Source organism: Streptomyces chrestomyceticus JCM 4735, assembly GCF_003865135.1.
GTDB lineage: Bacteria > Actinomycetota > Actinomycetes > Streptomycetales > Streptomycetaceae > Streptomyces > Streptomyces chrestomyceticus.
The window spans coordinates 7531249-7545872 of the sequence record NZ_BHZC01000001.1; the positions used below are offsets into that span (position 1 = coordinate 7531249).

At 74.4% G+C, this 14624-nt stretch carries 14 protein-coding genes; 8 read left to right on the plus strand and 6 right to left on the minus strand.

The genetic code is table 11. The annotated features are described in order from the left end of the window. Window position 1: 1 nt before the first annotated feature. Window positions 2–1963: a primary-amine oxidase gene (locus EJG53_RS32975; protein ID WP_125047991.1), complete on the plus strand. Its 1962-nt coding sequence runs from the start codon at window positions 2–4 to the stop codon at window positions 1961–1963. 92 nt (window positions 1964–2055) lie between these two features. Here the strand turns inward: EJG53_RS32975 and EJG53_RS42920 are convergent, their stop codons facing one another. The 3 genes from EJG53_RS42920 to EJG53_RS32985 all read right to left on the minus strand — a co-directional run bounded on the left by EJG53_RS42920 (window position 2056) and on the right by EJG53_RS32985 (window position 3432). Continuing rightward, window positions 2056–2391 (minus strand): phosphotransferase, encoded by a 336-nt coding sequence (locus tag EJG53_RS42920; protein WP_244955439.1) that lies wholly within the window; start codon window positions 2389–2391, stop codon window positions 2056–2058. After that, complete coding sequence (locus tag EJG53_RS42925; protein ID WP_244955440.1) at window positions 2307–2951, minus strand: aminoglycoside phosphotransferase family protein; 645 nt, start codon at window positions 2949–2951, stop codon at window positions 2307–2309. Before EJG53_RS42925 ends, EJG53_RS42920 begins: the two co-directional genes overlap by 85 nt. Before the next feature lie 79 nt (window positions 2952–3030). Beyond that, the gene (locus EJG53_RS32985) at window positions 3031–3432 is read right to left on the minus strand and encodes a hypothetical protein (protein WP_031010778.1); all 402 of its coding nucleotides are present in this window, start codon (window positions 3430–3432) and stop codon (window positions 3031–3033) included. Between the two features lie 34 nt (window positions 3433–3466). Here EJG53_RS32985 and EJG53_RS32990 point away from each other — a divergent pair, with 34 nt between their 5' ends. Together EJG53_RS32990 and EJG53_RS32995 are read left to right on the plus strand one after the other, a co-directional pair. Further along, window positions 3467–4846 carry a cytochrome P450 gene (locus tag EJG53_RS32990; RefSeq protein WP_125047993.1) on the plus strand — a complete coding sequence of 460 codons (1380 nt, stop codon included), beginning with the start codon at window positions 3467–3469 and terminating at the stop codon, window positions 4844–4846. A 384-nt stretch (window positions 4847–5230) separates the two neighbouring features. Beyond that, a complete protein-coding gene (locus tag EJG53_RS32995) occupies window positions 5231–6853 on the plus strand; it encodes an ABC-F family ATP-binding cassette domain-containing protein (RefSeq protein WP_125047994.1) in 1623 nt (540 codons plus the stop codon). Window positions 6854–6896: 43 nt separating this feature from the next. On the opposite strand, the gene EJG53_RS33000 is transcribed toward EJG53_RS32995, so the two are convergent. After that, a complete protein-coding gene (locus EJG53_RS33000) occupies window positions 6897–7334 on the minus strand; it encodes an NUDIX domain-containing protein (RefSeq protein WP_244955441.1) in 438 nt (145 codons plus the stop codon). Window positions 7335–7372: 38 nt separating this feature from the next. Then, the gene (locus tag EJG53_RS33005) at window positions 7373–8092 is read right to left on the minus strand and encodes an HAD family hydrolase (RefSeq protein WP_167515199.1); all 720 of its coding nucleotides are present in this window, start codon (window positions 8090–8092) and stop codon (window positions 7373–7375) included. A gap of 159 nt (window positions 8093–8251) precedes the next feature. Here EJG53_RS33005 and EJG53_RS33010 point away from each other — a divergent pair, with 159 nt between their 5' ends. Both EJG53_RS33010 and EJG53_RS33015 read left to right on the plus strand, forming a co-directional pair. Continuing rightward, on the plus strand, window positions 8252–8746 hold the full coding sequence (locus EJG53_RS33010) for a DUF6314 family protein (protein ID WP_125047995.1): 495 nt from the start codon (window positions 8252–8254) through the stop codon (window positions 8744–8746). A 22-nt stretch (window positions 8747–8768) separates the two neighbouring features. Continuing rightward, window positions 8769–9395, plus strand: a complete 627-nt coding sequence (locus tag EJG53_RS33015; RefSeq protein ID WP_244955442.1) for a class I SAM-dependent methyltransferase — start codon at window positions 8769–8771, stop codon at window positions 9393–9395. 50 nt (window positions 9396–9445) lie between these two features. On the opposite strand, the gene EJG53_RS33020 is transcribed toward EJG53_RS33015, so the two are convergent. After that, entirely contained in the window at window positions 9446–10705 is a 1260-nt protein-coding gene (locus EJG53_RS33020) for a DegT/DnrJ/EryC1/StrS family aminotransferase (protein WP_125047996.1), read from the minus strand. A gap of 217 nt (window positions 10706–10922) precedes the next feature. On the opposite strand from EJG53_RS33020, the gene EJG53_RS33025 reads away from it, so the two are divergent. From EJG53_RS33025 to EJG53_RS33035, 3 genes are all read left to right on the plus strand, one after another. Then, entirely contained in the window at window positions 10923–11747 is an 825-nt protein-coding gene (locus EJG53_RS33025; protein ID WP_125049762.1) for a class I SAM-dependent methyltransferase, read from the plus strand. A 283-nt stretch (window positions 11748–12030) separates the two neighbouring features. Beyond that, complete coding sequence (locus tag EJG53_RS33030; RefSeq protein ID WP_125047997.1) at window positions 12031–13128, plus strand: acyl-CoA synthetase family protein; 1098 nt, start codon at window positions 12031–12033, stop codon at window positions 13126–13128. A 1-nt stretch (window position 13129) separates the two neighbouring features. Continuing rightward, the gene (locus tag EJG53_RS33035) at window positions 13130–14623 is read left to right on the plus strand and encodes an aldehyde dehydrogenase family protein (RefSeq protein ID WP_244955443.1); all 1494 of its coding nucleotides are present in this window, start codon (window positions 13130–13132) and stop codon (window positions 14621–14623) included. Window position 14624 lies beyond the last annotated feature (1 nt).

Sequence of the window (14624 nt, forward strand, 5' to 3'; positions counted from 1 at the left end):
GATGGCACACGGCACGCCGGAACCGCAGCCGCCCGCTCCGGAACCGCACCCCCTCGACCCGCTCACCGCCGACGAGATCACCGCGGCCCGCGACGTGCTGCACGGCGCGGGCCTGGTGGCGGACACCACCCGGTTCCCGCTGGTCCTGCCGGACGAGCCGGACCGGCACACCGTCGCCGCCCACCGCCCCGGCGACCCGGTCGTCCGCCGGGTGCGCGTGACCCTCCTGGACACCGCGACCGGCGCCGCCGCCGAGGCGGTGGTGGACGTCGGCGCCCGCGTCCTGCTCGCCCACCGCCCGCTGGACCCGGCGGTGGACGGCCAGCCGCCCGTGCTCTTCGAGGAGTACGAGCGCTGCGACGAGATCGTCAAGGCCGACCCGGGCTGGCGCAAGGCCATGGCGGAGCGCGGCCTCACCGACACCTCGCTCGCCGTCTGCGCGCCGCTGGCCGCCGGCAACTTCGGCCGGGCCGAGGAGACCGGGCGCCGGATGCTGCGCTCGCTGACGTTCCTGCGCTGCGAGACGGCCGACAATTCCTTCGCGCACCCCGTGGGCGGCCTGGTCGCCGACGTGGACCTGACCGAGCGCCGGGTCGTCCGGCTCATCGACACCGGAGCGGTGCCGGTGCCCGCCGCATGCGGCCGCTACGAGGCCGAGTTCAACGGCCCGGCGCGCACCGACCTGAAGGCCCTGGAGATCAGCCAGCCCGACGGTCCCTCCTTCACCTTGGACGGACACCGCCTGAGCTGGCAGAACTGGTCACTGCGGCTGGACTTCAACGCCCGCGAGGGCCTGGTCCTGCACGAGCTGTCCTACCGCGACGGCGACCGCGTACGGCCCGTACTGCACCGCGCCTCGCTCGCCGAGATGGCCGTCCCGTACGCCGACCCCGGCCCGGACCGCAACTGGATCTGCTACCTGGACGTCGGCGAGTACACCCTCGGCCGCAACGCCAACGCGCTGCGGCTGGGCTGCGACTGCCTCGGCGAGATCCGGTACGTGGACGCCGTCCTCCCCGACGACCACGGGAGGCCGCGGACGCTGCCCAACGCCGTCTGCATCCACGAGGAGGACCACGGCCTCCTGTGGAAGCACACCAACATGTTCAGCGGCTTCTCCGCCGAGAGCCGCCGCTCCCGCCGCCTGGTCGTCTCGTACGTCGCCACGCTCGGCAACTACGACTACGGCTTCTACTGGTACCTGTACCAGGACGGCGGTATCGAGTTCGAGGTCAAGTCCACCGGCCTGGTGCAGACCTCGGCGGCCGAGCCGGGCACGGTCTCCCCGTACGCCACCGAGGTCGCCCCCGGCCTCCAGGCGCCGTACCACCAGCACCTGTTCTGCGCCCGGCTGGACCCGGCGGTGGACGGCCACACGAACACGGTGGAGGAGGTCGACATCGTCCGGATCCCCATGGGCCCCGACAATCCCAACGGCAACGCCTTCACCGTCCGCGCCACCCCCGTCACCGACTCCGGGGAAGCCGGACGGCTGGCCGACCCGGCCGTCGGCCGCCGCTGGCGGATCACCAACCCCACCGCCCGCAACCGGACCGGACAGCCGGTCGCGTACACCCTGACCCCGCAGCCGTCCGGCCCGCCGCTCCTCGCGCAGCCCGGCTCCGCGGTCGCAGCGCGGGTCGCCTACGCCGCCAAGCACCTGTGGATCACCCGGAGCGCGGCCGGCCGCCGCTACCCGGACGGGGACTACCCCAACCAGCACCCCGGCGGCGCGGGCGTCCCCGAGTGGTCACGTCCCGGCGAGTCCCTGGAGAACACCGCCCTCACGCTCTGGCACTGCTTCGGGCCGACGCACCTGCCGCGCCTGGAGGACTGGCCGGTCATGCCGGTCGACCGCTGCGGCTTCACGCTCCGGCCGACCGGGTTCTTCGACCGGAACCCGACCCTGGACCTGCCCCGGGAGAGCGGTGCGGGCGGGCACTGCCACGCTGAGGGGAGGTGAGGGGGCCGTCAGGTTTGTGAGGCGGACGGGTGACGGCCCGTCAGGTGGGTGAGGCGGGCCGGTCAGGGGTGAGGCGGGCCGGTGCCGGGCCGTCAGGCTTCCGCCGGTCCGTCGAGCGGCGTCGGCTCCCACGCGCGCCGCAACTGCGCGCGCAGCAACGGCAGCGGACTGTCGTCGATGCCGCGCAGCCGGTCGGAGAGGAGCGTCAGCGTGTCGCAGCGGGCCAGTTGCAGCGCCCGGGCGCACCCGCCGCGGTCGAACCCGGCGGCCTCCGCGATCCGTACGGCGGCCACCGCGCCGACCGAGATCGCGAGGCCCGCGACATCCTCGGCGGGGTCGCCGGTCACCGCGTCCGTCCAGTCCAGCACGCCGCTGATCCGGCCGTCCTCGGCGACGAGCAGATGCTCTCCCTTGAGGTCGTTGTGCACCAGCGTGCCGGGTGCGGTGGCGCTCTCCGCCCCGGCACGTGCAGCCTCGGCAGCAGGTCCGACGCGAACTCGCCGCGCGCGGCGACGGACTCCGCCGCCGCCGTGGCGCGGCGCAGCAGCCCCGGCATGTTGCGCGGCGCCTCCGGCGGCACGCCCAGCGCCTCGGCGGACGCCACCGGCACCTCGGCGAGCAGGACGAGCAGCCGCGCCAGCTCGGCCTCGCCCGCCGCCGTCACCGCACGCAGTTCGGCGGAGACCCCGCCCAGCCGGGTGTCCAGGGTGAAGGCGCGCCCGCGCGCCCACTCACCGTTCGCCACGCTGACCGGCACCGGCACCCCGACCCGGTCCCCGATCAGCTCGCGCAGCGCGACCTCCCGGCGCAGCCGCTCCGAGCCGCCCCGGTCCAGCGCGCACCGGGCCACGTGATCCGGTCCCACCCACCAGGACGCGTGGTCGCCGCCCTCGCCGATGGGCCGGACATCGGCCGCGGTCACGCCGGGAACGGTGTCCTGGGCCAGCCGGGCCACCTCGGCCGCCTCCGGCCAACGTTCATCCGTCATGATCGCCATCATGCCGCAGAGGGCCGCCGGGGGAGGGACAACCGGCCGTCGGTCCTGAAGCCCCGCGGGCCACCGTCCCTCAGTCCTCCAGCGCTTCCCGCACCCGGCGCGACACGGTGAACGTGTACAGGTCCAGCACCCCCGGCGGCTCCGCGACGCCAGGGCCGCCGGCCTTGATCCAGTCGGCGACGTCGTCCAGCGCCCCGTCGTCGTTGACCAGCCCCAGCCACACCGGGCGCCCGCCCGCCGCCCGGCCCGCGCGGGACGGCTGGACCACCACGACGTTGGCCTGGTCGCAGACGTCCAGGCAGTCCGAGGCGCGGACCTCGGCCGCACCCGCCAGCGCGGCCCGCAGCCGGGGTATCTGCGCCGCGTGGTCCACGCCCGGGACCTTGCGCGGATCACCGCAGCAGCAGCCGCGGCAGACGGTGACGCGGCAAGGGGTTTCGGCGGGCGCGCGGCCGGAACGCTTATTGATCATTCGCCCCATGCTACGCGGGGTAGGTATCGCCCCCATGACCTCCACGACGCATACCGCCCGGACCGTACCGGGACCCAAGGGAGTCCCGTTCCTGGGCTCGATGTTCGACCTGCGGCGCTCCACCCTGGACACCTTCACCCGCGCCCGGCGCGAACACGGCGACATCGTCCGCTTCGTGGCCGGACCGCCCGGCCTGCGCAGCGTCTTCCACGCGGTCTTCTCGCCCGAGGGCAGCCAGCAGGTCCTGGCGTCCGAGGCGGCGAACTTCCGCAAGGACCACCCGTTCTACGAAGAGGTCCGGCAGTCCTTCGGCAACGGCCTGCTGACCAGCCAGGACGCCGATTACCTGCGCCAACGCCGGATCGTGCAGCCGCTGTTCACCAAGCGCCGGGTGGACGGGTACGCGGCGGCCGTGGCGTCCGAGGCGCAGGCCGTCGCCGACCGCTGGCGCACCCCGCCCGACGGCACCGTCGACCTGGTGGGCGAGATGAACCGGCTCGCGCTGCGCACCGTCTCCCGCATCCTGTTCGGTACGGACGTGGAGGCCGCGGTCGCCACCGTGCACCGCTGCTTCCCCGTGATCAACAAGTACGTGGTGCGGCGCGGCTTCTCGCCCCGCAGCCTGCCCCGCCGCTGGCCCACCCCCGCCAACCGGAAGGCCGCCGCCGCGACGGCCGAGCTGAACGCCGTCTGCGACGGCATCGCCGCCGGACGGCGGGCCGCCGGGGCGCCCGACGGCGGCGAGGGCGCGGACCTCCTCTCGCTCCTCACCCGCGCGGGCACCGAGGAGGACGGCGGCCTGGACGCCACCGAGATCCGCGAACAGGTGCTGGTCTTCCTGCTGGCCGGGCACGAGACGACCGCGACCTCGCTGGCCTTCACCCTCCACCTGCTCGCCCGGCACCCCGGGGAACAGGCGCGGGTACGGGAGGAGATCGACGCCGTACTGGCGGGGCGCGACCCGGAGGCCGCCGACCTGGACCGGCTGCCGAAGCTGACCATGGCCCTCAAGGAGGCGATGCGGCTGTACCCGGCGGCGCCGGTGGTCAGCCGGCGCGGCGTCGCGGCCACCGAGATCGGCGGGTACCGCATACCGGACGGCGCCGACGTGATCGTCTCGCCCTGGGTGACCCACCGGCACCCGGACCTGTGGGAGGACCCGGAACGCTTCGATCCGCTGCGGTTCACACCGGAGCGCGAGGCGGCGCGCCACCGCTACGCGTGGTTCCCCTTCGGCGGCGGCCCGCGGGCCTGCATCGGACAGCACTTCTCGATGCTGGAGTCCGTGCTGGCGGCGGCGGTCCTGCTGCGGTCGTACGAGCTGACGGCGGTGGACCGGGACGTACCGCTCACCGCGGGGATCACCTTGCAGGCGGCCGGACCGGCGCGGGTGCGGCTGCGCGCGGTGGGGTGACGTACGTACGGGCCGGGGCGGTCGTGGGCCGGGCACGGGCGGCGGTGTGAGCGCGCCGCGCCGCCGGGCGCGACGAAAAATGCGTTGAAGGTCCGGCGGCGCGCCTCGTACCGTTCTTCCCGTTCCCATCGCCGCCGACAGGAGTAGGCCGTTGCTCGTCTGAGGTCCTGAGACACCGCGCCCACGGCGCGAGGTGCGACAGCGCGCGAAGAGCGCGCCCAGCACCCGCCGTGCGCCCCTGTCCGCGACCTCGGCGATCCGTACCACCGGCCCGCCCTCTCCGCCCCGGCCCACCGCTCGGTGCCGCCGCCCGGCTCTCGTGGACCTTCCCGTGGTGTCTCCCGCGCCGTCCCCGTACCTTCGCCGCGCCCCGAGGAGACCTGTATGACCACCTCTTCCGCCACTCCGGCCACCGCCGCCGTCGTCTGCTCCGGCCTCGGCTTCGCCTGGCCCGACGGCACCCCCGTCCTGGAGGACTTCGACCTGACCGTCGGCCCCGGACGCACCGGCCTGATCGGCCTGAACGGGTCCGGCAAGTCCACCCTGCTGGAACTCCTCGCCGGCCGCCTCCAGCCGTCCGAAGGCTCCGTGAAGGTGGCCGGCGAGGTCGGCTACCTGCCGCAGGACGCCGCCCTGGACACCGGGTTGCGGGTGGACGCGGCCCTCGGCATCGCCCGGACCCGCGCCGCCCTGCACGCCATCGAGAACGGAGACGCCGACGAGGCCCACTTCACCGCCGTGGGCGACGACTGGGACGTCGAGGAGCGCGCCCGCGCGACCCTCGACCAGCTCGGCCTGCACTCCATCGACCTCGACCGCACCATCGGCGAGGTGTCCGGCGGCGAGTCGGTCCTGCTGCGGCTGGCCGCGCTGCTGCTGCGCCGCCCCGACGTGCTGCTGCTGGACGAGCCGACCAACAACCTCGACCTGGCCGCCCGCCGCAGGCTGTACGCGGCGGTGGCGGGCTGGCCCGGCGTCATGATCGTGGTCAGCCACGACCGGGAACTGCTCGGCCTCGTGGACCGGATCGCCGATCTGCGCGGCGGCGAGGTCCACTGGTACGGCGGCAACTTCGACGCCTACGAACACGCCCTCGCCGTCGAGCAGGAGGCGGCCGAGCGGATGCTCCGGGTCGCCGAGGCCGACGTGGCCCGCCAGCAGCGCGAACTGGCCGACGCACACGTCAAACTGGCCCGCCGGGCCCGGTACGCCAACAAGATGTACGCCCAGAAGCGCGAGCCGAAGATCATCATGAACCAGCGCAGGGCCGCGGCCCAGGTCTCGGCCGGCAAGCACCGCATCATGCACACCGGGAAACTCAGGGAGGCCAGGGAGAAACGGGACGAGGCCGCCGACGCGGTGCGGGACGACGACATGATCCGCGTCGACCTGCCGCACACCGAAGTGCCGCCGGGCCGCGGCGTACTGACCCTGCGCGGCCTGCGCGTCCGTTACGGCGCGTCCGCCGACATCGAGCTGCGCGGACCGGAACGGGTCGCCCTCACCGGCCGCAACGGCTCCGGCAAGACCACCCTGCTGCGGACCCTGGCGGGCGAGATCCCGCCGGAGGAGGGCGAGGCGGAGATCCACGTGCCGCACCGCTTCCTGCCGCAGCGGCTGGACATCCTCGACGACGGGCTGACCGTCGCCGAGAACGTCGCCCGGTTCGCCCCGGACGCCACCGTCAACCGGATACGGGCCCGCCTGGCGCGCTTCCTGTTCAAGGGGGCCCGTGCCGACCAGCAGGCCGGCACGCTCTCCGGCGGCGAACGCTTCCGGGCGGCCCTCGCGGCCCTGATGCTGGCCGAGCCGGCGCCCCAGCTCCTGATGCTCGACGAGCCGACGAACAACCTGGACATGGCGTCCGTACGCCGGCTCGTCACGGCGCTGGAGTCGTACCGGGGCGCCCTGCTCGTGGTCAGCCACGACGTGGCGTTCCTCCGCGAGATCGGCGTCACCCGCTGGCTCGCCTTGGACGGCGAACTGAAGGACACCGCGCCGATGTGACCCCTACGGACGGCGCGCGGCAGCACCGCCGCGCGCCGCTCCCTCACCCGCGGCCCCTCACCGCCGCCGGGAGGAGCGCCAGGGTGGCCGCGCACTGCGAGTGCAACGGCGAGGGCAGGGCGTCGGGCGCGAACCAGCCCAGCGCGTCGAACTTGTGCGGCTCGCCGATCCGCACCCGGTCCGGACGGATTCGGACGGCGAACACCACGGCGACCCAGTGCGTCACCACCGGCTCGCCGCGCAGGACGTTCCGTACGTCCATACGCGCGATCTCCAGCGGTGTCGCGCGGTACTCCTCGTACACCTCACGCGTCACAGCCGCCTCGAACGTCTCGCCGAACTCCAGCGCTCCCGCGCCGCAGTCCCACGTCCCCGGCTCGTCCCGGGCCCCCGCGCTCCGCCGCGCGAGCAGCACCCGGCCCCGGCCGTCGTGGCACACGAACACGCACGAGACGCGCGGCGTACCGGTCCTCTCCGCCACCGCGGTACTCCCTTCCCCGGCTCTCCCCGGCACGCCGCTCAGAAGTGCCGCAGCAGCTCGCTGAACGCCTTCAGGTGGAGCACCTGTTCGTCGGCCGGGTCGAGAACGCCGTGCTCCAGCACCCAGGTGTTGTCGTTCGGGATGAACACCGCGTTCAGGCCCGCCTGCCGGGCCGGCAGGATGTCCGACTTGGGGGAGTTGCCGATCATCCAGGTGTCGGCCGGCGTCAGCACGCGCGTCCGGATCAGCTCCTCGTACGTGCCGGTGTTCTTCTCCGGCACGATGTGCACCCCGCGGAAGTGGTGGGCCAGCCGGGACGCCGCCACCTTCGCGCGCTGCTCCTCCGCGTCCCCCTTCGTCAGCATCAGCAGCTCGTGCCGCCCGGCCAGCTCCGCCAGCGTCTCGGCCACCCCGGGGATCAGCTCCACCTCGTCCGCCTCGAAGGCCCGCGCCCAGCCCGCGATCCGCGCCAGCTCCGCCTCACTGGCCTCCCGCAGCCGCACCCGCCGCACACATTCGCCGAGGCTGCGCAGGAACACCTTGCTGCCGTAGCCGTGCACCACGGCGTTGGCGGCCTCGATCTCGTCCAGCAGGGCCCGTACGCCCTCCCGGCCCAGCTCCGGGTGGTCCAGCCAGGTCAGGAACTCCTCGATGACCCGCTCGAAGATCACGTTGTTCTCCCACAACGTGTCGTCGGCGTCAAAGACCAGCACCTGCCGCGCCCGGCGCGTCCCGGGCCCGCCGTCCCCTGCGCTCACACCGTCTCCTCGTTCGTGCACGTCGCCGTCGTCCGGGCCGGATGGCACCCCCGGCCCCGCGGCACCCTACTGACCGGGTACGCGCGCCCGCACCGCAATTCCGCGCGGCCCGGACCGGCCCGGACGCCGGGGCGGGGCACCGCCGGGGACAATGGCCGCATGCCCGCAGAGCCCGACGCCGCGACCGTCCCCGGCGGCCCGTACCCGGTCCCCGACGCCGCCGCGTACCTGGCCGGCCGGTGGACGGTCGACCGCACGGTCCTGGACGTCCGCACCGGTACGCGGGGGACTTACCGCGGCACGGCGCACTTCCGGCCGGAAGGCGACGGGACCGCGCCCGGTGTGCTGCTGCACGTGGAGGAGGGCGAACTGACCTGGAACGGCACCACCGCCCCGGCCACCCGCACCCTGCGCCTGTGCCCGCGCCCGGACGGCACCGCCGACGTCACGTTCGCCGACGGCCGCCCCTTCCACGATCTCGACCTGCGCACCGGCCACTGGACCACCCGCCACCCCTGCGCCGCCGACCTCTACGACGGCGAGTTCACCGTCGTCTCGCCGGGGGAGTGGCACCTGCGCTGGCAGGTGGGCGGCCCGGCCAAGACCCAGTTGCTGTGCTCGGTGTACCGGAAAACCGTTCGCTCACGGTCCTGACGGTGGCCTACCGTCCGTCCCCGTGACCGAAGCCCCCGAAGCCTCAAAAGACATGGTCCGGCGCGGCTACGACGCCGTCTCGTACGCCTACCGCGCCGACGACGCCGGTGACGGCACGTACGCCCCCTGGATCGCCGCCCTGCGCGACCGGCTGCCCGACCGGGCCGACGTGCTCGACCTCGGCTGCGGGTGCGGCGTCCCGGTCGCGCGGGCCCTGAGTGCCGCGGGACATGCCGTGACCGGTGTGGACCTGAGCGAGGTGCAGGTCCGGCGGGCCCGTGACCTCGTGCCGCGCGCCGCCTTCCACCGCGCGGACGCCGCCGGTCTCGACCTCCCCGACGCCTCCTTCGACGCCGTCGTCTGCCTCTACATGCTCATCCACCTGCCGCTCGACGAGCAGCCGGCCCTGCTCTCGCGCATCGCCCGCTGGCTGCGGCCCGGCGGCACCCTGCTCGCCGTCGCCGGTCACGGGGCCTGGACGGGCAGCGAGGAGAACTGGCTCGGCGCCGGAGCCGCCATGTGGTGGAGCCATCCCGACGCGGGCACCTACCGGAAGTGGATCACCGCGGCCGGGCTCACCGTGGACGGCGAGGAGTTCGTCCCGGAAGGCGCCGGAGGACATGCGCTGTTCTGGGCGCGGCGCCCTTAGAGCAGCGACTGTGTGTCCTGCTTAGCGACGGCCCGCGCTTCCCGCTGGCCTCACGGCCCCGGCACCCAGCCCTCCGGTTCGAGGGCGGCTGCCATCCGGTCCAGCGCGCGCTCCGGCATACCGGGGCGCAGCGGCAGGCACACGGCCTGGCGCACGAGGTGCGCCGCTGTCCGCGCGCCCTGCTCGCGGCCGGGCGGTGCCGGTACCGCGCCCAGCGAGGTCGGCCGGGCCGCGTCGAACCCCGCGGACCGCAGGCGGGCGGTCGTCGCGGTGGGATCCGGTGTGGGCACGGCACACAGCCAGTACGTGTGTACGGGCGCGCCCACGCCGTACACCAGCGACGGGTCGGGCAGCCGCGCCACCAGCCGACGTGCCGTCGCCGCCCGCCGCTCCACCGCCCGCGCGGCGTCCGTGGTGCGCAGTCGCCGGTCCAGCAGGGCGAGCAGCGCGGCGCCCGGACGGTGCCGGATCGCGGGCATGAGGTCCGTACCGGCGAACGCCCCCACGGTGTCCTGGAGGCCGCTGGTGTGGTCGCGGCCCAGCGCTCCGGCGGCCGCCACCACCCCGGTGTAGACCGGCCGCGTGGTGAGCAGCGCCAGCAGGGCGTACTTGGCGACCCGCCGGGCCTGCGCGTCCTGTCGCTGCACCGGCCACTCCCGGTGCAGCGCGCGCATGGCCGTCAGCAGGCCGGGATCGCGGACCACCGCCACCGCGCCGCCCAGCGCGGTGGCGGTCTTGATCGGCCCGAAGCTGAACAGGGACACGTCCGCGCCCGGATCGCCCCGGAAGTCCGGGCCGCTGTACGCCTGGGCGCAGTCCTCGATCAGCAGCCAGCCGCGCCGCGCGGCCAGTCCGGCGAGGGGCCCCAGCGGCGCCTGGGTGCCGAGAAGATGGGCGACGACGACGGCCTTGGTGCGCGGGGTGGCGGCTGCCTCCCACTGCCCGGCGGCCGGCAGCAGGGTGCTCGCGTCCAGGTCCACCGGGACGGGCACCAGGCCGTGTTCCGTCACGATCCGCCACATGTCGGGAATCGTGACGGCGGACATCAGCACCTCACTGCCACGGGGCAGCGCGGCGGCGCGCAACGCCAGGTCCAGCGCACTGCGTACCGACAGCGTCGCCAGGCATCGGGGCCCCGGGCACCGGTTCGCGCCCTCGCCCGCCACCTGCGCACTCCTGCCCGTACCGCCGTCCCCGAACCGCCGTTCCACGGTGGCCGCCCACCGCTCGGCGTCCCCGTCCCGCCCGAAGGCCGCCATCCCGTACGCGAGATCCGGCCAGCCGATGTCGAAGTTCTTGGGTGGGTACACCGCGCACCACCTCCTCCTCACCGGGGCAGACGCAGGACGCCGCCGCCCACCTGAGCGGCCGTGCCGTGGACCGGGCCGGGACCGCCGCCGGGCATCCGGCCGCAAGCCGCCGGGTAGGGACGCCGTCGTGACTACTCAGGACAGCACGCCTCATCGGAAGAACGCGCCCGACCAGGACAGCACACCTCATCAGGACAGTGCCCCCACGGCCGACGCCATGCTGCGCGCCAACCGGGAGAACTGGGACGCCCGTACCCCGGTGCACGTGGCCAGCGACTTCTACGGGCTGGACGGCTCACGGACCGCCGACCACTGGTTCGCGCCCTTCGAATGGGACGACCTCGGGCCGCTGGCCGGCCGGGATGTCCTGCACCTCCAGTGCCACCTCGGCACCGAGACCCAGGCGTTCGCCGAGCGGGGCGCGGCGCACACCGTCGGCCTGGACTTCTCCGGCGCCGCACTGGACCAGGCTCGTCTCCTGGCGGCCCGCAACGGACGGGACATCGAGTTCGTCCAGGCCGATGTGCACCAGGCCGCCGAAGCGCTGGGCGGCCGCCGCTTCGACGTGGTCTACACGGGCAAGGGCGCGCTCTGTTACCTGCCCGACCTGTCCCGCTGGGCCCAGGTGATCGCCGGACTGCTCCGGCCGGGCGGCATGTTGTACGTGGTCGAGTTCCACCCGCTGCTCAACTCCCTGGGCGCCGCTCCCGACCCCGCCCAGGACCCGGACGACGCACGGCTGCTGCTGGCCCACGACTACCTGGAGGGCCGGGGCGCGCTCCGCAGCGACACGCCGCACACGTACACCGACGGGCCGCCGGTGGAGGGCGCGACCACCAGTTACGAGTGGCGGCACGGCCTCGGGGAGACCGTCAACGCGCTCGTCGGCGCGGGGCTGACCGTCGACCGGCTGCGGGAGACGGACCTGCTGCCCTGGAAGCGCTTCGCGACGATGGAGCAGGCGGACAACGGCTGGTGGCGGCTGCCCCCGCAGGAACCGCGCATTCCGCTACTGTTCGCGCTGCGGGCCGTCCGGTCCTGAGGCGTAGGACGGGCCGTCCGATCTGTAACCGTACGGCGGGCCTTCCGGAACCCGCCGACCGACGCCGGGCGCACCCCGGCACCACCCCGGCCAGCAGCGGGGACACGGTTTTGGCCAGCCCCCGGCCGCTTCAAGCCGGAATGCCCGGGGCCGCATTGCACCGGCCAAACATCCCATGATCCGGTGGATCCACCGGACGGGCCCGGCACGGGCGGCCCCCACCCGGGGGCCGCCCCGCCCCGCAGCCCGGCCAACAGCTCCAGCCAGCAGAGAGGTGAACCAGATGCGCGACGTGGATGCCGTACTCGGCACGCCCTGGCACGAACTGCCCTCCGCCGACGCCGTCGTGGCCGCGGCCATGGAATGGCACTTCAACCCCGCCACCGGCTCCCGGTTCTGGGTGGAGCGCGCCGCGTCGCTGCCCTTCGACCCGCGCAAGGACATCACCACCCTCGCCGACCTGAACCGCTTCCCCGACGTCAGCGCCGAGTGGCGGGACGTACCGGTCGAGGATCTGCTGCCCGCGGGCCTGCGCGGCCTGGGCAGGCTGCCCTCCGTCTGGGAGAGCGGCGGCACCACCGGCGCCCCCAAGCGGATCGTCGACCTCGGCCAGTGGGAACGCAACACCTGCTGGTGGTCCGAGGTCCTCGACGAGCACGGCTTCCCCTCCGGCGACGGCAATCTGCTCTTCCTCGGCCCCAGCGGCCCGCACGTCGTCGCCGAAGCCCTGCGCGGCCTCGCCCGGCTGCGCGGCGCGGTGTTCTTCCCGGTCGACCTCGACCCGCGCTGGGTACGGCGCTGCCTCCAGGACGGCCAGAGCGACATCGCCCGGCACTACGTCGACCACCTCCTCGACCAGGCCGAATGGGTGCTCACCTCGCAGAACATCTCCCTGCTGTACGCGACCCCGCCCCTCCTGGAGGCGATCGCCGAACGCCCGCGCCTCGCCGGACTGGTCCGCGACAAGGTGCGCGGCATCATGTGGGGCAGCACCTCCATCGACCCCGAGACACTGCGGCTGCTGTCCACCGAGGTCTTCCCCGACGCGGCCGTCAGCGGCCTGTACGGAAACACGATGATGGGCGCCGCACCCCAGCGGCCGGCCGTGCCCGACGACACCGAGCCGTGTGTCTTCCAGAGCTTCCACCCGTACGTGCATCTGTCCCTGCTCGACCCCGACGACCTGTCCCGCGAGGTGGCGTACGGCGAGCGCGGCCGGGTGTGCATGCGTCAACTGAGCCCGGAGGTGCTGCTGCCGCACGTGCTCGAACGGGACACCGCGATGCGCGTCGCGCCGGTGCCGGGCTTCGGGGGCGACGGGGTGGCCGACGTCCAGCCGTTCTCCGACGGCGGCAAGAAGATCATCGAGGGGGTGTACTGACGTGCCGAACCGTCCGGAAACGGCCACGGGTACTGACACCGCGGCCGGCACCGGCGGGGCCCCCGACGACATCACCGTCGAACGCCCCTCGGGCCCGTACCGCTCCGCCGCCCGCACCACCTTCACCGACGCCACCGGCAGCCCGGCGGGCGAACTGTCGCTCGCGCCGCCGCTGCTGATCCGCCAGGTGCTCAACGAGATGCGCGCCGCACCGGAACAGCCCGCCGCCGAACGCCTCGCGGCCCTCGCCAGGGCGGGCGAGCTGTTCGCCACCGCCACCCTGGACGGGGAGACTCCCGACGCGTACTGCCGCCGCCAGGCGCTGGTCTCCGGGCTGCCCGTGTCCGCCGCCCGCCGCACCCTCGACCGGGTGGCGCGGACCGGTCGCGCCGCGGCGGACACCCTGGCCGCGCAGCGCCCCACGGGCGCCGTGCCCCTCGACGCCCTGTCCGCCGGCGACACGACGGCGGTCTGGGTACGCAAGGGCGACGTCCTCGGCGTGCTGGCGCCCGGCAACCACCCCGCCACCCACCTGGAGTGGCTGGGCGCCCTCGCCCTCGGCTACCGCGTCGCCGTCCGGCCCTCCCAGCGCGATCCGTTCACCCCGCGGCGGCTGGTCCGCGCGCTGCGCGAGGCCGGGCTGGCACCGGCGTACACGGCACTGCTGCCGACCACCCACGAGCACGCGGAGGCCCTCGTCGAGCAGGCCGACCTCGGTCTGGTCTACGGCGGTGACGGCGTCGTCGCCCGTTACGCCGACAGCCGACGGGTGCTCGCGCAGGGACCCGGCCGCTCCAAGGTGCTGATCACTCGGGAGGTGCCCTGGCGGGACCACCTGGACACTGTCGCCGATTCGGTGGCCGCCGACGCCGGGGTGCAGTGCCTCAACGCCAGCGCCATCCTGTGCGAGGACGACCCGCAGGGCCTCGCACGGGCGCTGGCCGACCGCCTCGGACGCCTGCCGCTGCTGCCGCCGGACCACCCGGACGCGGTACTGCCCGTACGGCCGCTGGACGAGGCCCGGCGCCTTGCGCAGCAACTGCACGACACCGTCGGTGCGGTCGGTGCGGTCGATCCGGCCGGCACGCAGTCGGTGGCAGCCCCGGAGACGGACCCGGCTGAACGGTTCTTCGCCGACCTGGGCGACGGCAGCGCCGTCCTCCGGCCACTCGTCGTCTCCCTCGACAGCCCGCAGGACCCGCACTTCGGCACCGAACTGCCCTTCCCGTACGCGGCCGTGGCGCCCTGGACGCCGGACCTGCGCCCGTCCGCGTTCGGCCGGACCCTGTCCCTGACGGTGCTGAGCGAGGACGCCTCGCTGGTACGTGAGTGCGTCGCAAGCCCGCGCATTCGCAACGTCCACCAGGGCGACGTCCCCACCCACTGGACCCGCCCCGGGCTCCCGCACGACGGTGCGCTCGCCGAGTTCCTGATGGAGTCGAAGACCTTCGCCGGAGGCCCCGGGGCGGCGGCCGGCCCGGGACCGGCCGGATGAC

Excerpts from the sequence above, each read along its gene's own strand:
- EJG53_RS32975 (WP_125047991.1), top strand. The coding sequence starts at position 2 with ATGGCACACGGCACGCCGGAACCGCAGCCGCCCGCTCCGGAACCGCAC.
- EJG53_RS42925 (WP_244955440.1), bottom strand. The coding sequence starts at position 2,951 with ATGACGGATGAACGTTGGCCGGAGGCGGCCGAGGTGGCCCGGCTGGCC.
- EJG53_RS32985 (WP_031010778.1), bottom strand. The coding sequence starts at position 3,432 with ATGATCAATAAGCGTTCCGGCCGCGCGCCCGCCGAAACCCCTTGCCGC.
- EJG53_RS32990 (WP_125047993.1), top strand. The coding sequence starts at position 3,467 with ATGACCTCCACGACGCATACCGCCCGGACCGTACCGGGACCCAAGGGA.
- EJG53_RS32995 (WP_125047994.1), top strand. The coding sequence starts at position 5,231 with ATGACCACCTCTTCCGCCACTCCGGCCACCGCCGCCGTCGTCTGCTCC.
- EJG53_RS33010 (WP_125047995.1), top strand. The coding sequence starts at position 8,252 with ATGCCCGCAGAGCCCGACGCCGCGACCGTCCCCGGCGGCCCGTACCCG.
- EJG53_RS33025 (WP_125049762.1), top strand. The coding sequence starts at position 10,923 with ATGCTGCGCGCCAACCGGGAGAACTGGGACGCCCGTACCCCGGTGCAC.
- EJG53_RS33030 (WP_125047997.1), top strand. The coding sequence starts at position 12,031 with ATGCGCGACGTGGATGCCGTACTCGGCACGCCCTGGCACGAACTGCCC.